Genomic DNA, 19,141 nt, shown 5'->3' on the forward strand with positions numbered 1-19,141 from the left:
CAATCGAGAAAGCATGATCCGAGAGTAGTTATACTAGATGCCAGTAACTATATAGATGAGAGAAAGTACAGACTAACTCTCATTCAGTGCAGCACTACTCTCAAATAACCTTCAATCTAGTGAAGTTATTGATAGTAATAGACTATTGATAGAAAAACAGAGAGATCCCACCTAAAGCGACAAGCGTCCCGATTATACTTTGCTTTGACACCTTTTCCCCTTTAAGCGCATAGATCACCAAAATAAAGACCGGACTGGTCGCTATCAATGTCTGTGCAATCGCAGGATTGGCATTTTTCAACGCCACTTGCTGCAACCATAAAGCGAGGAACGTCCCAACAAATATTGCCCCTAGGAGCCAAAGCTTATCGAGTTTAGTCATCGCCCATAAATCTCTTTTTATTGACGAATATGGCTTCTTCTCAACAAACGGGATAATGAGCATCACGGCAAACACACCAATCGTCAGGCGAATTAAGGCGCCTAACAACGGCGGAATGTCACCTGCCACTAAAGCATAATGAGAAATAACCACGCCCGAAGCCTGACACACACTCGCCACAAGCCCGTATCCAATGCCGCTCCATTGCGCTTTGTCACTAGATTCTCCGCTCACTGATTTGGACGGTTGAAACACGACAAAAGTGACTGCGAGCGTGGTGATTACAACACCTAACCAGCTTTGTAAGGTCAAGGCTGCACCGAGGAACATCAATGCCAGCACACCAGAAAGCGGAGGAGCCAATGATTCAAGTAGTAAAGTCTTGTTAGCCCCGATTCTTCTCAATGCCGCAAAATACGCGCTGTCTCCAATCGCGATTCCGATAACACCTGAGATAGCCAATATCCAAAAGTGGTTAGCACTCAGTTCAAAGTCAGGCATAGGAATAAGAGGCATCACAAGCAGCATCATTCCAGAAGCGACCACACCTTTAACAATATTCAGCTGCATCGCTGAAAAACGATGCCCAAACTGTCCATAAATCCATGTCGCACACGCCCACACGATCGCAGCACCAATAGCGGCCAATTCACCTATATACATCCGAATTTATCCTTTGTGGTTATGCACGTCATTTAGAACCATACTCTTTATCAAACCAATGTCTTCATCGCTTCAACTGAATTACCTAACCTAATATCAAAAATCCCCCACCAAGCGTGGTTACGACTTTATAAGATTCAATAATGATTTTGTTCGCATTAGAAGCGAAAACACATTATTTGTAACTCGGTAAATCATTTTTATAACAATTACTTGGATGATAGCGTACTATATTTATAACTAATATCTAACATTACAAGGACCTGTTATGTTTTTAGACTATTTTGCTCTCGGTCTACTTATTTTCGTAGCATTAGTAATCTTTTACGGCATCATCGTTATTCACGATATTCCCTATGAAATAGCGAAAGAACGCAATCACCCTCATCAAGATGCTATTCATGTCTCAGGCTGGGTTAGCCTATTCACCTTACACACTATTTGGCCATTTCTTTGGATTTGGGCCACGCTTTGGCGTAAAGATCGCGGTTGGGGTTTTGCCAAACTTGAAGAAGAACAACACGACATTCATCACCGTGTCGACATTTTAATTGATCAAGTCAGCACCCTTCAGGAAGAAATCGCGCAACTCAAACAAGCCGATTCAGTGAAAGATAATCAAGCTAAAGATCAGAATAACGCTCAAGATCAGGAGGTTAAGTAATGGATTTACTGCTGATAATGACCTATGCGGCGCTTTGTATCACCATTTTCAAGGTGTTCAATATCCCGCTAAATAAGTGGACAGTACCTACTGCTGTTCTTGGTGGTGTGATCATCGTAGGCACCCTCATTCTGCTGATGAACTACAATCACCCTTTCACGCAAATCGGTAACCAAGTTTACTCAACCACGCCAGTCGTTTCTGGAGTTAGAGGTAAAGTCATCGAAGTGCCTGTAGAAGCCAATAAGCCTCTTAAACAAGGGGATATTCTTTTCAAAATCGACCCTATTCCATTTGAAGCAGAGGTCGCAAGATTAGAGGCAAAAGTAAAAGAAGCAAGCCAAGGTGCCCTTGGAATGGAGTCTGAAGTCACTGAAGCAGAGGCTGCAAAAGTCAAAGCTATCGCAGAGAGAGATAAGGCCCAACGTGAATTCTCTCGTTACAAGCGCGGTTATGACAGCGGAGCCTTTACCGAGCAGCAATTAGACACTCGCAGACAAGCTTACAAGGCATCAGAAGCCGCGGTAAAAGTTGCAGACGCGAATCTAGAACAAGCAAAAATTTCTTTGGATTCTGAAATAGGTGGCGAAAATACCGCTGTTTTAAGCTTATTAGCTGAATTGCGTAAAGCTCAGTTCGACTTAGAACAAACCGTAGTAAGAGCTCCAACCGATGGTTATGTCACTCAATTAGCTCTTCGTCCAGGCGTGATGGCTGTCCCTCTTCCTCTCGCACCGGTGATGACCTTTGTTCACACTGAGGCTCAGTTTTATACGGCAGCGTTTAGGCAAAACTCATTACAGCGCCTACAAACAGGGTTTGAAGCCGAGTTCTTATTTAGAGCATTACCAGGGAAAGTGTTTAAGGGCCGAATTGACGAAGTAATTCCAGCGATTGGTGAGAGCCAATTCCAAGCGCGTGGTGCATTACTTGGAACTGAAGCACTGCGTACCAGTGGCCGTGTGTTCGTTAAGTTGACGATCACGGATGACCTGTCTGACTACCATTTACCTATGGGTACTGCGGTTGAAGTAGCAGTATATTCTGACAGCTTCACCCACGTGTCTATCATGCGTAAGGTACTTATTCGTATGAAGAGCTGGCAGAATTACTTATACCTAGATCACTAAGCTATCCACACCTAGATCACTACGTAGTTTGTATCTAGATCATAAATAGCCAGTAACTGGGCCTTAAGTAGCTCTAACACATTGTTAATATGAATGAAAAAGCCAGACTCGTTCTGGCTTTTTTGTTATGTATCACCTTCAGCAGCAAAGCAAAGTAGCTCTGTAGAATCCGTAGTCGTTAAAAGATCATTGGCAAGCTTACCTACTGTTCTACCTTCGTTCTCACCTTCTGAATCCGAGTAAAAAGCTGAGTGCTCGTTTCGATCTCGCTTGCATCATATGGTCTAAATTTCATAGTGTTCTTCACTTACTGTACTTTCTTCAACACAAAAAAGTGATAGTCAAAATCACGCTTAGCTGAGCCTTGAGAACCTTCCAAAGCTTCGCTGTTATTGAAAAATTGTTTAATTTCATTGTCGCAATCCGCCAGCGCTTTCGAGTTCGGCATTGTCGCTTTCAATGCTTCTACTTGCTTTTGCAAAGGCTGATAATAGGCAAGCCAACCGGCATCACTCATCGCAAAGTCACCCAAGACTTGATAGCCAGCTGCCTTAGCCTGCTTAATGCGCTCAGAGACCGTCGTCATATCTGAGTACTCTTTTTGCCAGAAAGCTTTGACTGATTCTCTAGGGTTCTCGGTGTTCCACACCAGATCATTCACAACCAATATGCCGTCATCAGTAAGTAGCTTTCGCCACTGCTTAAGTGCCTTCTGGACACCCATGATGTACGCACTGCCCTCTGACCAAATTAAGTCGAACGATTTAGCTTCAAACGGTAAGTCCATCATGCTTGCACACACGGTTTTAATATTGCTTTCTAGAGCAAGTTCTAATGCTTGTTGGTTTAGAATATCCAAAAACGGTTGATCATTGTCGACCGCAGTAATCTGAAGTTCAGCCTGATGCTCTTTCATCGCGTTCGCTAATACAGAGGTCGCGATACCTTTACCACAACCAATCTCAAGCACGTGTTTCGGTGAGCTAGGCACTTGAGCCAACGCTTCTAAGGTATCTTCAGCCGTTCCTGGTCCTAAACGTTCTAATCCGTCAAAGATGACGCTGAAATCCGCCATATATTGTTCGTGTTCATTCATGTCTTTCGATAACCACTTCAATCGCAGAGCCTGTTTCTCATCAAAGCCCTGCTTAATTAACCAATCGAGGTGTGCATCTGGCGCAAGCTTGTCCATTGACTCATGCCACTCTTCTAATCCTCTTTCGCCTAGCATTGCAGCTAATAGATCTCGTGAACGCTGCTTTTGTACTAGCTCTTCATCCAACTGCTTAAGGCGGTTTTCTAACAAAGGGCGTTCTATTTTGGCATCCAAGCACGCTTGGCACTCTTTGAGCGTTAACCCACCCGCTTGTAATTGCTGTAACAAACGAACACGTTGCAGATCCTTTTCTGAGTAAAGACGATAGCCATTACTCTGGCGTTGAGCTTCAATCAAACCTAGCTTGCCGTAATACAACAATGTGGAGCGACTCAGCCCAACTAATTCGGCCAGTTCAGAGATACGATACATGCACTTCCCCTCTCATTTCAGTAGCGAAGATAAACTATGAAGCTGTAGTCAGGTCAACAATCAACTAACTCTTTTTTTCATCCAATCGGTATAAATCTCTGAGGGTATCTTTGAGCCATAACACTATAGGATTGTAGGCATTTCGCTTATGCCAAACCATCGTAAATGGGATCAGTAGCTTATTGGCATGTTCTTCGTCTAACGGAATAGGTAAGCAGGTTAGATTGGGGTGAAGTTGCTCTGCATAGCGTCGGCAGTAGTTGGGCGCAACCGTCGTCATAGTGTGATTAGATTGAGCCGCCATAAACAGAGACTGCTCGAAGCCTGCAAGCGTAAGGGCAATGTTTCGGTCTAGTTGCAAATCGGTGAGCACCTCATCCAGCGCCCATCTCTCACTTTTCTCCCAAACAATATTGATATGAGGGTATTTAAGAAAGGCCTCTAGATTCCACTCTTCTTGTAAAGCGGGATGGTCTTTTCTTAGGTAGACCACGGGAAGATCATGAAACAGAATTTCATAATCAATGAAATACGGCAGCGCGTTTAAAGACTCTTTTGAGCGAGGGTGACTTTCTCGTCCTGAGAATCCGATATCAGACTCTCCACGGACGATGGAGTCGATTGAATCGTAATCCCAGTTACGCATTTTTATTTTCGCATCTGGGTAACGTTGATACACACTGTGTGTCAGCTCATTAAGCATGATCAGCGACAGAGGAGATTCTGCCTCGAGATTCAAGCGTATGTCTTTTGGCGTATCGTCGCCCCGAGTCGTCAATATCTGACTGCCTATCTGCAACCAATCTTGTAAATCTTTTTCCATGGTTAACGCGAGAGGCGTTGCTGTTAAGCCACTTGGCGTTTTCACAAACAGCGGATCATCAAACCAATCACGTAGCTTCGTCAGAGATTTACTCACCGTTGAAGGGGTAACATTCAGCTTCTTTGCTGCTTTTGACACACTCTGCTCTTGTAATAACAATTGCAGAGTAAACAGCAGATTCAAATCAAGACGGGCTAGTGGCTTCTTCATAATCACTTTTAACTTGGGAAGGACCTACACATAGTATTAGAGCAATACTGATAACTCCACCAGCAGCCAGTATAAATACCAACATATTCAATGCACTTAGCCCAACAACACCCATCAACCAAATGAACAGTGCCGAAGTACACACCTGAGAAACACCCAGTATTGAACTGGCCATGCCTGCTCGCTGTGAATAACAACTCAATGCTTGGCTCATCGCGACACCAAAACCTAACGAGAAGCCACCGCACACGAAGGCAAAACCAATAAGCGTCACGTAATGCCCTAAGCCGCCATCAATCGATGCAAGCAGCAAGACAGCCGCAATAACAAAGCACATTTGAGATGTCAGCATCAGGCTTTTCTGCTTAAACACGTTCAATGCAAACGGAGACGAGAACGACACCAACATACTCACTAACGCTGTGAGAGCCATGGTGTAGGAATACTGACCACGGTCGAAGCCAAGTTCTGTCATGATCAACATTGGAGAGACATTCACGTAAGTCAGAATCGCCGTCACACCCAAACTGGTCATGATCACTCGGCTAATGAACAACGGTTCTTTAAATGTTTCGATTGACGTCGCTTGAGATGCCTCAGATACAGAGGCTTTTGTTACCATTGACTCTGTAACGTTAGGTTTAGTCTCTTTTAGCACAAACACCGACAACAAGCCCACCACGACGCCCATACTCGCCATGGTCGTAAACAAGCTCGGCCATGGGTATACCATCATGATTAAGTGACCAATCACCGGAGCCAACACGGGAACAATACAGGTAATGCCATTCATCATCGACAAAACCTTGGCTCGCTTTTGGTCGTCCAATACATCTCGCAAAATGGCAAACGCAACAACGTAACAAGAGCCCGCACCTACACCTTGAAAAAAGCGTACAGCTAGAAATGGTTCGGCACTGGTGACACTCGCACCCAGCATCGAAGAAGCGGTAAACACGATAGCACCGAAAATCGCGACAGGCTTTCGCCCCACCGTATCGGCGAACTTACCAGCAAACAGCATAGTGGTTGCCATACCAGCTAAATAAATAGAAAACGCGACATGCAATTGCGCTTCAGAAGCATTCAGATCCGAAGCAATTTGAGGTAACCCAACAAGATACAGATCAATCGCTGTTGGGTATAAAAGAACAAGCGCAAAACTACAAAACAGAAAACGATACATAACACCCCCACATAATTGATGTGGGGATAGTATGAGCCAAACGACAAACTAGCGAGTGGCATCTGCGACAGTAGGTCTTTCCATTTACGACATACCATTTCTAAGTGCTGCATCTTTGATGGAGGCATACATCAAACAACTCACGACACATACCCCACCCATGATGAGATAACCCGCACTCACACCAAAGAATTTCACGCTCATCCCCGCGATCAAATAAGTAAACAACCACCAGAAATGCGTTAAAGAGAAGTGCGCTGCAAAATACGGGGCGGTGTCTTCTCCCTCGCACGCTTGGGTGATCAATAGGCCTGCGGAAGTTTGAATACAAGACATCCCTACTCCCATGGCTAAACACATTACGCCAAAGCCGACCCAACCAGGCGTGAAGCTACCCACCATAAAAGAGGCACAAATTGTCAGTAAACCTATCCAGTGGAAATGTTGAGGAGAATGATTTTCTAGCCACTTTGGTAACCGAAGCGCCATCAACATAGAGCCCAAGCCAACAACCATCATCGCTAATGCGGTTTGCGTTTCGTCACCATGCAGCACTTCATGCACATAGATAACCGTATTCACCAGCACCATCGCAGAAGCACTGGCCGCTGCCAGATACGCAAACCATAAAGCTCTCAATTTAGGTTTATTCAAATAATTGCGCAGCCCTTGCATCACACTAAGTTTCTGAGTTTTATAAGCTGATTCTGTTACTCCTTTCAAATTCGGAAGTGTACACAACAAGATCAAAACCCCAGACAGCAAAAAAGTAGCTGCATCAAGCATGAACAGCTGTCTAAAACCAATTAAGCTCAGCAATAAGGCCGTTAGCATCGGGCTAAAGATCTGTTCAAGATCGTAAGCCATTCGGCTGAACGACAGGGCTTTCGCATACTGTGTTTTATCCACCAACACCAACGGCAACGTGGATTGAAACAGCGGAGTAAACCCCGCAGAACATGCATTGATGAGAAACATCAACACATAGACTTCCCATACTTCAGTGACAAACGGCAAACATACAAATAGCAACGCCCTAATCAAATCGAGCGCGACCAAAGTCCGTCTTTTCGGTAACTTATGTGCGATAGCACCAAATACCGGAGCTAATCCAATGTACGCCAACATCTTCAAAGCGAAAGCGATACTCAGCACCATACCTGCGTCATCACCCGACAGTTCATAAGCGAGCAACGCTAAGCAGATAGAACTCATGCCCGTGCCGACCAAAGAGATAATCTGCGCAGACAGCAGGCGTATATAGTCTCGGTTGCGCCACATTGGCGTCGTGCTCATTTCAGTGATCATTCGTTCACCTCAATCCGACCCATCAAGTCAGAGAATAACCCACCGAACCAAAGTTTGACGCTGTCCCAAAGTCGCACCATCCAAGAGCCTTGTTCTACAGTTTGATCTGCGACTAAAGCGTAACTTGCCACCGTAGTACCGTTACTCTTCCAGACGACTTTGCCCACCTCAGATCCCTGCTCAACAGGCGCAATAAGCGGATCAATCATTACCACAGATTTTTGCAGCGAATCGACTAACCCTCTAGGCATAGTCAGGTACGCATCTTCGGCTATCTTGGCACTAACTTGTTCGATATCCCCCTTCCACACTCGCACCTGAGATTCGACTTGATTGTGCTGCATTACTTGTTTGGTATCGTAGAAACGAAATCCATAACTCAGTAGGTTCTTTGAAGCTGTGGTTCGTGCTTGCGGGCTATTGGTACCCATCACGACCGATATCAACCGCATCTTACCTTCCGTAGCAGAGCTGACTAAGCTGTAGCCCGCATTCTCTGTGTAACCCGTTTTGCCACCATCGACGTTAATGGACTTGTCCCAAAGCAGCTTGTTTCGATTGTATTGAGTGATCTCATTCCATTTGAACAGACGCTCTTGGTATAACACATAAACGTCTGGTACATCCTTGATGATCGACCGCATCAAAATCGCCATATCAAGCGGAGAAGTTTGGATGCCTTCGCCATCTAAGCCATGCGCATTCACAAAGTTAGTATCTTGCAGCCCAAGCGATTTCGCCCAACCATTCATTAGGCTAACAAAAGCTTGCTCACTCCCCGCGATGTGTTCGGCCAAAGCGACAGAAGCATCATTACCCGACTGAATGATCACCCCTTTCATAAGGTTCGAGACCGAAATCTCATCTCCAGGCTGAATAAACATCTTGGATGACTCTGAAAATTTTGCCGACCACGCATTTTCACTGACCGAGACTTTATCCTGCCATGTCAATCTACCGGACTTAATCTCTTGTCCAATCACATAAGCCGTCATCAACTTCGTCAAACTGGCGGGCGCTAAAATCGCGCGTGAGTTTTGCTCTGCAATGATGGTGCCTGACTGAAAGTCCATCAAAACATAACCTTTGGCGGGCAACTCAGGCGGATTGGGCGTTACCACCGCCAAGCTTGGTGTACTTATCCCCGCTAACGTTAAGCAAGCCAAGGCTAGCCGCCATCGAAGCTTCGCTTTAAACTTCATTTTAGTCTTTGCTTTCACAGCAAAATATGAGGAGACCCTGAACTTCAATACCGAGACCTTCCTCATAGTACCTCCTCCAAAGTCAGTGCCGCGACATCGCCGATATAACATTGCCGACCCACTTGATTAGTCGTGATGTATTGATGAGTTTCCGAGCCTTTGCCACACACTAAGATAAGGTCACCACTGCGACTCAATTGCTTGGCAACCTGAATCGCCTCATGGCGGTCACTGATTTCGTAGCAAAGCGTACTACTCACTTGCGAAGTTAATGCACGGAAAATATCCTCCTGCATTTCGCCAAGTGGGTTGTCTGAGGTGAAAATAACAACATCAGAATGGGTAGCGCATAACTTCCCAATGTCAGCTGCATCCCGTATTCGGTCGCCCGTCACACCGACGACCGTTATCACTCGCTTAGCCAACTGAGAGTGAATGCCTTGGTAAAGAGCCGAAAGGCCATCAAAGTTATGTGCATAATCCACTAAAGCCAAAGCACCATTGTCTAGCGATAAATACTTTGAACGCCCGTCAGGTGCAACAACACCATTCAGCGCGCTTGCGATGTCCGATAACGACCACTTCAATGTCAACAGGGTTGCTGCCATCGCTAAGGCATTCTCGACATTAAACTGAAAGGGAAGTTGGCTAAAAACAGGCTCTTTTCTACCTTGATTATTGAGAATAAAAGTAGCGCCAAATTGCTCAACCTTCAGTTGTTCAACATAAAGATCCGCCTCTGGATTGTACATTGAGAATGTCACAACATTAACTCGGCTGCTTGCTCGCTCTATCGCAACATTGGCGTGCGCATCATCTAGGTTGATCACCGCAAAACCATTGGGTTGAATACGATCTAAAATCTGAAGTTTCGCCTGAACATAGCCATCAACCGTTCTGTGATAATCAAGGTGGTCACGGCCAATATTGGTGATCACCCCAACAGACAACGGTACAAATCCGGCTCTGTCTTGCACCAATGCATGACTGCTTAGCTCCATAACGTTATCCGTGACCTGCGCTTCAGCCATATCCTTAAATAAATTCAACAGAGTGACACCGTCTGGTGTGGTATTACTCAGCTCTTGTTTCTTGCCCGCGAACTCCACACCGAGCGTTCCAATGTAGGCGCTCCGTTGCTTGTGCTTGAGGATCTGATTCAAACCATGAGCAACCGTCGTTTTTCCATTTGTTCCGGTAATACCGATGTGATTAATCTTCTTATGCGGGTATTGATAAAAAGCCTTAATAAGCAACAAGCTTTGGTAATGACTTCCAGTCACCAACACAGGCACCGATGCTGAAACAGGTTTTGTTGCAATAATGGCAACCGCCCCATTCGCAATCGCACTTTCAATATAACGATGACTGTCATGAGCAGCCCCTTCGCGGCAAACAAACACATCCTGAGACTCGATATGCTCACTGTTTGTTGAGAAGCGCCTAATCGACAGTGCGCCCAGTTGTTTTAAAAAGCCTTTCAATTTGTCACTCAACATCCACTTGTCCCTTAAGTTGGCTAGGATTTCTTGATTAAGTTGAGTATATTTTGCTGACCAACATCGATAAAATTGAACAAATCGATCCAAGTTATTAGTCACCTTGATAACCTAGATTCTTTTGTGTTACCTCTACCAGATGCGAGTATTGCTGTGAAAGATCTTAATTGGCGTGGAATCGACCTCAACCTACTGCTGACTTTTGATGCACTTTTTCGTTTAAAGAGTGTTTCCGCAGCCTCAAAAGAACTGCACTTGGGGCAGCCTGCCACCAGTTATAACCTCAAGCGGCTCCGTGAGTTATTGGGTGACCCTCTGTTTGAAAGGCAAGGCAATAAAATGCAGCCGACCGTGAGAGCACATGAAGTCGCCCCCAAAGTTCAGCAAATTTTGTCGATTTTCACGCAAGATATTTTACCTGCTGAGCAATTTGAGCCACAAAACTACACAGGTCAGTTCATCATTGGCGTTAGTGATTATGCAGAGCAGATCTTTGGCCCAGATATTTTCGACACGCTTCAGAAACTTGCTCCTCAAAGTAAGGTTCTGCTCAAGCCTGTCGACAGTGCAAATTGCGTAACGTTACTCGAAGATCAAGATACTGACTTATGCATTGGCGTATTTCAGGAGCTACCAAACCACCTCAACACCACCTTTCTTTACCGAGAAAAGCACCTGTGTACCTTTGATAACAAGGTATTGAATACCAAACTTCCAATTCCGCTAGACACCTACTTAGATACACCGCAAATGATCATTACGGCGAATCAAGAGTTAACCAGCCAAGTTGACGGCACATTGGAAAAAGTGGGAGTTAAACGAAATGTGGTACTTGGGACGACCCGTTTTCTAACGATTCGCAGGATGCTTTCAGGAAGAAATCTGTTGGCTGTAATGGCCGAGATGGTCGGTCGTTCTGAGTTAATTGACGATGACTTGGTGTTATGCGATCCGCCGATTGATATCCCTGACTTTGATATCGATATGGTGACTTTAAAACGCGACGCGAACCACCCTCGAATTCAGTTTCTGACGCAACTCGTCCAAAACCTCATTCAAGATAAAGTGAGAGAGCTAAGATTAATCAGATAAGCACAAATCGAGGTCAATTCTACAAATATTCATGCTCCACTTTATGGTCGAATCTGCTCGAACTTGAATTGCCAAGCAATTTATAAACGTTAATCGACCGATAAATGCAATTACATGAAAAATACAACCACCCACAAACCATAACCCTGAAACATGTCTTTGCAATTTTTTTAGAAAATTTCAAAAATTATTAGAATTTAATCCCTAAGTCTAATGAGTATTTTGTTAGTCTTGGAAACAATTATTTACAATCCAAAGAAAATTTATTTGGATCGCTAGAGGTTGTTTTTTTGAATATGAAATTATTCGGTAGTTCCCTAATCCTTTCAGGAACTGCACTAGGGGCTGGCATGTTGGCCATCCCAATGGTTTTAGCTCAGTTCGGCTTTTTGATCAGCTCTGTGCTGATGTTGCTGATTTTTGTTGGCACCACATACTCAGCACTGCTACTCGCAGAAGCCTGCACCAAAACCAAAGACAACAGTGGCATGAGCAGTGTTGCTTACCTGACTTTGGGCAGCAAAGGTAAACATTTTATCAATGCACTCTTCTACCTGCTGTTGGTATGCATGCTCATCGCTTATATCTTGGGTGTTGGTGACATCATTCACAAGCTACTGCTCGATGTTGACGTAGACGTATCTGCATCTGTTGCCTATACGATCTTCAGCCTATTAATGGGTGTGATTGTAGTATCGGGTAAATCCTACATCGATAAACTAAATCGCGGACTATTCATCCTGATGGTAGCCATGTTGTTTATTGTGATTGCTTCTCTATTTAGCAATATTCGTTTGGATTACCTAACTCAAACTAGCAACTACACAGCCAACGATGTCGTTCAATACAGCGCGGTTATCTTTACCAGCTTTGCCTCTATGGTGGTGATACCATCACTGGTTATCTACAACCGAGAAGCGACTCAAAAGCAGATCCGCAATATGATTCTGCTGGGCTCAGTGATTCCACTAATCTGCTACCTAACTTGGTTGTTCGCGATTATCGGTAACCTTGGCACAGATGCAATCAGCCAATTCCATAATATTTCAGAACTGATCTCGGCGTTTAGCGGACAGTCTGCTTGGCTGAAAGTCGTGATTGCGCTGTTCTCAGCATTGGCATTGGTGACCTCTTTCCTTGGTGTGTCCATGGCGCTTTACGACCAAAACAAAGACGCTGTTACCAATAACAAGCTGCTGGCTTACGCTCTGACCTTTGTATTGCCTTTGGTACTCGCTGAACTGTTCGCGAGCCAGTTTGTGAGCATGCTGGATTATGCGGGCATGGTATTGGTGTTCTTAGCTATCTGGGGCCCTCTGGCGATGGTAGTTAAGGTTCGTAGACCTGATTTCCCTCACCTACAAACCGAAGGCAGCTACACAGCAGCTGGTGGCGATACGGCACTGATGGCAACATTCGGTTTTGGCGCGTTGATTTTTATCTCTTGGTTTATGGGTTAACTATTCACTGAGTAATAGACCCAAACTAAGACCAGAAAGAGCAGCGTTGGCTGCTCTTTTTTTATGCCCAATTTCCCTACCCACGTTATTCCTTCCTCCTTCTCGATAAACATCGCCTGAGACCTTCAAACAACGTATTTAGAAACAATCATTTAGATAAACAACTCGCCATATTTAGATCTCAGCACCAGCTCAAAACACCATGTTCTATGATCATATAAAGTAACTCCATTGCTGATACATCTGATAATTAGATCACAAAACAACCTCAATGGTATTGTATTGGTAATATCATTTAAAATACCATCATTGCGTACCCTACAGTACTAAAGGACATAATAATGAAATCGACTAACTTCAAACTGTCTTCAATGATGTTCATTGAATGGTTTATCTGGGGAGCATGGTTTGTTCCCTTATGGCAAATACTCAATACCAATGGTTTTACACCGACTGAGATCGCATGGTCTTATGCATGTACCGCAATCGCAGCGATCATTTCACCGATCCTAGTTGGATCAATCACCGACCGTTTCTTCGCGGCGCAGAAAGTACTTTCTGTGATGCTGATAGCGGGTGCAGGTTTAATGTACTTAGCAGCTCAACAAACCGAGTTTGCCACCTTCTTCCCAATCCTTTTGCTTTACTCGTTAACTTACATGCCGACGATTGCACTGACCAACAGCATTGCTTTCTCTAACGTAGAAGACGTAGAGCGTGACTTCCCGCGTATCCGTGTAATGGGCACCATCGGCTGGATCGCTTCTGGTATCGCGATTGGTTTCTTACCTGGTTGGTTGGGTTACGGTGATATTTCATCAAGTAATATCCCTCTAATTCTGACTGCACTAGCTTCGGCTGCTCTGGGTATCTTCGCACTGACATTGCCAGACACTCCGCCAAAAAGTACGGGTAAACTTAGCCTAAAAGTGATGCTTGGCCTTGATGCTCTCGTGTTACTGAAAGACAAAAATTTCCTCGCATTCTTCGTTTGTTCTTTTATGTTCAGCATGCCATTGGCGTTCTACTACATCTTCGCAAACGGCTACTTAACCGAAGTCGGCATGAGCAACGCGACTGGCTGGATGACGCTGGGTCAGTTCTCTGAAATCTTCTTCATGTTGGCATTACCTTTCTTCACCAAACGATTTGGTATTAAGAAGGTACTATTACTTGGTCTCTTTACGGCAGCAGTTCGTTACGGTTTCTTCGTCTACGGAAGCGCAGACACTTGGTACCTATACTCACTGCTGTTCGCAGGCATCCTCTTGCACGGCGTGAGCTACGACTTCTACTTCGTAACGGCTTACATCTATGTCGACAAAAAAGCACCCGCTCACATGCGTACCGCAGCACAAGGCCTTATCACATTGGGTTGCCAAGGTATCGGTAGCTTACTGGGTTACCGCTTAGGTGGCGTATTAATGGAGAAGATGTTTGCTTACGACGAACCACAGAATGGACTCACGTTTGATTGGTCCGGCATGTGGGGCTTCGGTGCCATCATGATTGCGATCATCCTCGTTATCTTTATGTACTTCTTCCGTGAACCAAACGGCGAAATCAAAGAGATTAAAATCGACAACAAATCAGATGGAAATCCATCAGAGCAGACTCAAGTAGAAAAAGCTCAAGCGTAATTTTGTACCTGCTCAGTCTCTCCCCCTAGTTTCTGACTGAGCAGTTTTTAAATAACCTATTTTTGGTGAAGTAAGATGAACATTTCAAAACAAGACAGAATTTTAGGCACATTTTATGGTCAAGCACTGGGTGATTCGATGGGAATGCCATCAGAGCTTTGGCCAAGAAGCCGAGTAAAAGCACACTTTGGTTGGATTGACTCATTCCTGCCGGGGCCTGCTGAAAACAACGCCGCTTGTTATTTCGATGCTTGCCAGTTCACGGATGACACCTCAATGGCGCTGGCTCTTGCTGACGCTATCATCGAATGCGACGGTGAGATCTCACCAGAGATCATTGCTCGTAACGTATTAAGTTGGGCTGAAGGCTTCGACGCATTCAACAAGAATATCTTCGGCCCAAGCTCGAAAGCCGCAATGCGTGCCATCAAAGAAGGCACTTCAATCGATGAGCTTGAAAACAACGGTGTGACCAATGGCGCTGCGATGCGTGTATCGCCTATGGGTTGCCTTGTTCCAACCACTAGCCTAGATACATTCATTGACCAAGTTGCACTGGCCTCAAGCCCTACGCACAAATCAGATGTCGCTATCGCGGGCGCGGTTGCAATTGCTTGGTCAGTATCAAAAGCGATTGAAGGACATAGCTGGAGCGCAATCAAAGATCAATTACCTGCGATTGCCAACGCAGCACAAACCAAAAACATCACCACATTCAGTGCCTCAATGGGCGCTCGTATTGAACTTGCTTTAATGGTTGCTTCAGAAAACAGTGGTATTGAAGAGCGTATGGAAAAAGTCTACAACTTAGTCGGTGCTGGCGTGAGCACGATCGAATCCGTACCGGCAGCCATTGCGATGGTTGAACTGGCGCAAACCGATCCAAACCGCTGTGCGATTCTGTGTGCTAACTTAGGTGGTGATACCGACACGATTGGTGCAATGGCGACCGCAATTTGTGGCGCATTAAATGGTATCCAAGCTATTGATGTTGATTTGAAGAAACAGCTAGATGACGAAAACCAACTCGACTTTGCAGGTTACGCCGCAACCTTCCTGCGTTTAAGAGAAATTAAGGAGCAAGGGTATGCCTCATAGTTCTTTGGTTACACTGATTCCAACCCTAAAGAATCAACGACAGCTGTGCCTGATTGGCGCTGCTGTGGTCGATATCGTGACAGAAACACCTGCCCTACCGAAACGTGGTACCGATGTAGAACTGACCGAGAAAGGCATTCATGTCGGCGGTTGCGCCCTAAATATCGCGATTGCTCTGAAAAAGCTCGGTGTTGAATCAATCAATGCCTTACCAATTGGTCAAGGTAAGTGGGCAGACATCATCACCGCGGCAATGGCTGAAAAAGGTCTAACAAGTCACCTACAAGATCCAAGCGGCGACAATGGCTGGTGTTTAGCGCTCGTTGAGCCCGACGGTGAACGAACCTTCTTGTCTGTTAGCGGTGTCGAGAACAACTGGAACCAACAAGCACTTGAGCAGTTAGATCTGCAAGACGATGCGATTATCTACCTTTCTGGTTATCAGTTGTCTTCGGGTTGTGGTGAAGAGATCGTTAGCTGGCTAGAAACGTTGCCCAACAGTATTGAGCTGTTCATCGATTTTGGCCCTCGTATTGGTGATATTCCAAAACCGCTATTTGATCGCCTAATCAAACTGAAGCCAACGGTGTCTTTGAATCGCCAGGAAGCTGAAGTGCTCGGCATGCAAGACATCAACACCTTCGTTGAGCAATGGCATCACACTTATCGCTGCCCTCTGATTCTACGCATCGACAGTGATGGTGCTTTGTTCGCCACTCATGACGGCTACGGAAACGTTGCACCGTTTAAAGCTACGGTGGTTGATACCATAGGTGCAGGCGATACCCATGCCGGAGGTGTATTAGCTGGCTTGGCTTCTGGCTGGGAATTACCCGACGCAATCTTGTTAGGCAATGCCGTAGCATCTTATGTGGTGAGCCATGTAGGAGGCGATTGTGCCCCGAGTGTTAGTGAGATAACTGACTACCTCAACCAGTACTAACCCTTACCTGCTCATGTAGACACTAGGCTCAGTATTACTGGGCCTTTTTGTTACGCCTATCTTTCTTTTACCTACCTTTTTGGCCTTTCTCCCATGATTAATTTTTCTGCTTTGAACCGCTTTTCCAATGCAAATAACAAAGCAACAAGGATTCTGCTCGCGAGCTGTGGAATCAACCTGTGCATCGGTGTTCTCTATACCTGGAGTGTATTCAAAAACTCGCTTTTAGAACTCGGTTGGAACAACACTCAAGCCTCGATGCCCTACACGATCACCATCATCACTCTTTCATTGGCACTGCTCATTGCTGGTCGTATTCAAGATAAGATTGGCCCACAAAAGGTATTGATGGTGGGTTCTTTGATGGCGGGCGCAGGAATGATCTTAGCGAGCCTATCTTTGACGCCATGGAACCTTAATGTGAGCTTTGGTTTGATCACTGGTGCGGGAATTGGCTTCGCTTACGCATGCTTGAACCCAACTGCAATGAAGTGGTTTCATGCTTCTCAGAAAGGCATGGTGAATGGGTTACTCGCCACAGCATTTGGCCTTGCTGCTATCTACTTGGCTCCGCTTACTAGCTACCTAATATCCGTCGTTGGATTGGAACAAAGCCTTCTCATACTTGGAACTGGGCTCATCGTCACTGCTTTCCCACTGGCTTGTTCGATCAAGAACCCGCCAACTGGGTATGAGCCGAAAGCAAGCTCAGAAAAATCTGGTGCCTCAAAGCCTGCACCACCTCCCGCACGTAATTACGTGTGGAAAGAGATGCTCGCCACCAAGCAGTTCTATCTGTTGTGGTTCACTTACGCTTTTGGTGCGGCGGCTGGTTTGATGATCATAGCCAACATCACTTCAATTGCTGCAGAACAAGCCAATATCCTAGAAGGCGCTTATTTGATTGTGACCTTATCGATATTTAACTCGGCAGGCCGACTGGTATCAGGGTTACTGAGCGACAAGATTGGCGCATTAAAAACATTGGCTATCGCGCTAGGGCTACAAACCATCAATATGCTGTTATTCAGTCAGTTTGTTTCTAGCCCTACTCTGATGGTTGGCGCGGCGTTGGCAGGAGTTGGATATGGCACGTTATTAGCCGTGTTTCCCTCTATCATGGCGGACTTATACGGCCTGAAGAACTTCGGCGCCAACTACGGCGTGCTTTACACCGCCTGGGGCATTGGCGGCTTTATCGGCCCTATCCTTGCTGCGATATCGATGGATTGGTATGGCAGTTACTCAATCGCTTACTTGATATGTGCGGTCTTAGTGAGCATCGCTACTGTACTGACCTTCCGAGTAAAACCCATTACAACAGAGCCATGTAGCGACAAAGAATCGGCTCCAAGTTGTCAGTTGGAACGTTCAAGCTAGCTCAATAAAACCTCTGAGTGGTGGAATCTTTGTTTCGCCCTCAGATTTCACATTTCTATTAAGTGTGGGCTGAGAACTTCGGGTATACTTTGGTTAAATATAAAAGCTAAAACAGACCTTTATGAGCGCTTATCAACCACTGCTTACCCTGATTCAAGAACGAATCGACCAGAAAGATAAATCACCTCTGTATCTGAAGATTGCTGATTCAGTGAAGCTGGCGACTGAACAACAAATGCTCAAAGGTGGAGACTTCATTCCTACCGAGCGTGAGTTCAGTGACAAGCTTGGTGTGTCTCGTATTACCGTTCGCAAAGCGTTGGATATATTAGATAAAGAAGGTGTGATAGTCCGTTCTCGTGGCTTGGGGACTATGATCAGCGAAACTGTCGAATATTCAAGTAAAGAGGCGACCGGTTTCTCTCAACAAGTGGTTCTGAAAGGCAAAAAGCCCGACACGTTATGGATTAAGAAAGACGTAATTGCGTGTTCTTCTGAAATCGCCAAGATGCTCAAAATCGCCGAGAACGATCAAGTCTTTCTGTTGAAGCGTGTTCGTTACATCGACGAGCAAGCCGTATCCATTGAAGAATCTTACGTTCCTGCGCATCTTATCCATGACCCAGACGAGATTCAGTTGTCGCTTTACGACTACTTCCGTAGCCAAGATATTTCGCCAACCAAAACACAGAGTCGTGTTTCAGCTAAAATGCCAACAGAAGAGTTCCTAGATAAGCTCAATATCGATGAGACAGTTCCTGTACTACTTATTGAACAAACGGCTTACGACAAGAAAGGCGTGCCGATTGAATACAGTATCAATCATTGTCGTGGTGATATGTATGTATTCGTTAGTGAAGACTAACCTTCTATTTTTGAAAAGCACGTTTTAAAACAGATCAAAAAAGCCCGTTCCCCAACCTATTATTCAAT

16 protein-coding genes and 1 pseudogene are annotated in these 19,141 nt (G+C 45.2%); 9 read left to right on the top strand and 8 right to left on the bottom strand.

Translation table 11 applies throughout. The annotated features are described in order from the left end of the window. Positions 1-142: 142 nt before the first annotated feature. Positions 143-1,045, bottom strand: coding sequence for a DMT family transporter (locus IHV80_RS24255; protein ID WP_192891323.1), 903 nt, complete (start codon positions 1,043-1,045; stop codon positions 143-145). A 268-nt stretch (positions 1,046-1,313) separates the two neighbouring features. On the opposite strand from IHV80_RS24255, the gene IHV80_RS24260 reads away from it, so the two are divergent. Both IHV80_RS24260 and IHV80_RS24265 read left to right on the top strand, forming a co-directional pair. After that, the gene (locus IHV80_RS24260; RefSeq protein ID WP_192891324.1) at positions 1,314-1,709 is read left to right on the top strand and encodes a DUF3302 domain-containing protein; all 396 of its coding nucleotides are present in this window, start codon (positions 1,314-1,316) and stop codon (positions 1,707-1,709) included. After that, a complete protein-coding gene (locus IHV80_RS24265; RefSeq protein WP_192891325.1) occupies positions 1,709-2,839 on the top strand; it encodes an HlyD family secretion protein in 1,131 nt (376 codons plus the stop codon). Before IHV80_RS24260 ends, IHV80_RS24265 begins: the two co-directional genes overlap by 1 nt. Positions 2,840-2,967: 128 nt before the next feature. On the opposite strand, the pseudogene IHV80_RS25260 reads toward IHV80_RS24265, so the two are convergent. From IHV80_RS25260 to IHV80_RS24295, 7 genes and pseudogenes are all read right to left on the bottom strand, one after another. Next, positions 2,968-3,146, bottom strand: a pseudogene (locus IHV80_RS25260) (GNAT family N-acetyltransferase); the annotation flags it as partial. Next, positions 3,147-4,367, bottom strand: coding sequence for a MerR family transcriptional regulator (locus IHV80_RS24270; RefSeq protein WP_192891326.1), 1,221 nt, complete (start codon positions 4,365-4,367; stop codon positions 3,147-3,149). Between the two features lie 64 nt (positions 4,368-4,431). Continuing rightward, the gene (yidZ, locus tag IHV80_RS24275; RefSeq protein WP_192891327.1) at positions 4,432-5,400 is read right to left on the bottom strand and encodes an HTH-type transcriptional regulator YidZ; all 969 of its coding nucleotides are present in this window, start codon (positions 5,398-5,400) and stop codon (positions 4,432-4,434) included. Next, the gene (locus IHV80_RS24280) at positions 5,375-6,586 is read right to left on the bottom strand and encodes an MFS transporter (protein ID WP_192891328.1); all 1,212 of its coding nucleotides are present in this window, start codon (positions 6,584-6,586) and stop codon (positions 5,375-5,377) included. The genes yidZ and IHV80_RS24280 overlap by 26 nt, the downstream gene beginning before the upstream one ends. Before the next feature lie 84 nt (positions 6,587-6,670). Beyond that, positions 6,671-7,894: an MFS transporter gene (locus IHV80_RS24285; RefSeq protein WP_226088548.1), complete on the bottom strand. Its 1,224-nt coding sequence runs from the start codon at positions 7,892-7,894 to the stop codon at positions 6,671-6,673. Beyond that, positions 7,891-9,096, bottom strand: a complete 1,206-nt coding sequence (locus IHV80_RS24290; protein ID WP_192891329.1) for a D-alanyl-D-alanine carboxypeptidase family protein — start codon at positions 9,094-9,096, stop codon at positions 7,891-7,893. The genes IHV80_RS24285 and IHV80_RS24290 overlap by 4 nt, the downstream gene beginning before the upstream one ends. 62 nt (positions 9,097-9,158) lie before the next feature. Next, positions 9,159-10,595 (bottom strand): Mur ligase family protein, encoded by a 1,437-nt coding sequence (locus tag IHV80_RS24295; protein WP_192891330.1) that lies wholly within the window; start codon positions 10,593-10,595, stop codon positions 9,159-9,161. Positions 10,596-10,748: 153 nt separating this feature from the next. On the opposite strand from IHV80_RS24295, the gene IHV80_RS24300 reads away from it, so the two are divergent. The 7 genes from IHV80_RS24300 (at position 10,749) to IHV80_RS24330 (ending at position 19,073) form a co-directional block, all read left to right on the top strand. After that, the gene (locus IHV80_RS24300) at positions 10,749-11,687 is read left to right on the top strand and encodes a LysR substrate-binding domain-containing protein (protein ID WP_226088562.1); all 939 of its coding nucleotides are present in this window, start codon (positions 10,749-10,751) and stop codon (positions 11,685-11,687) included. A gap of 296 nt (positions 11,688-11,983) precedes the next feature. Continuing rightward, the gene (locus IHV80_RS24305; RefSeq protein WP_192892217.1) at positions 11,984-13,147 is read left to right on the top strand and encodes an amino acid permease; all 1,164 of its coding nucleotides are present in this window, start codon (positions 11,984-11,986) and stop codon (positions 13,145-13,147) included. 341 nt (positions 13,148-13,488) lie between these two features. Next, positions 13,489-14,787: a nucleoside permease gene (locus tag IHV80_RS24310; protein WP_135382578.1), complete on the top strand. Its 1,299-nt coding sequence runs from the start codon at positions 13,489-13,491 to the stop codon at positions 14,785-14,787. 75 nt (positions 14,788-14,862) lie between these two features. After that, entirely contained in the window at positions 14,863-15,885 is a 1,023-nt protein-coding gene (locus tag IHV80_RS24315) for an ADP-ribosylglycohydrolase family protein (RefSeq protein WP_192891331.1), read from the top strand. Next, positions 15,875-16,828, top strand: a complete 954-nt coding sequence (locus IHV80_RS24320) for a PfkB family carbohydrate kinase (RefSeq protein WP_192891332.1) — start codon at positions 15,875-15,877, stop codon at positions 16,826-16,828. The genes IHV80_RS24315 and IHV80_RS24320 overlap by 11 nt, the downstream gene beginning before the upstream one ends. Positions 16,829-16,921: 93 nt before the next feature. Then, positions 16,922-18,208 (top strand): L-lactate MFS transporter, encoded by a 1,287-nt coding sequence (locus tag IHV80_RS24325; RefSeq protein WP_192891333.1) that lies wholly within the window; start codon positions 16,922-16,924, stop codon positions 18,206-18,208. A gap of 121 nt (positions 18,209-18,329) precedes the next feature. Continuing rightward, a complete protein-coding gene (locus tag IHV80_RS24330) occupies positions 18,330-19,073 on the top strand; it encodes a GntR family transcriptional regulator (RefSeq protein WP_192891334.1) in 744 nt (247 codons plus the stop codon). Positions 19,074-19,141 lie beyond the last annotated feature (68 nt).

Origin of the sequence: Vibrio bathopelagicus (assembly GCF_014879975.1) — a bacterium.
GTDB classification, from domain to species: Bacteria; Pseudomonadota; Gammaproteobacteria; order Enterobacterales; family Vibrionaceae; genus Vibrio; species Vibrio bathopelagicus.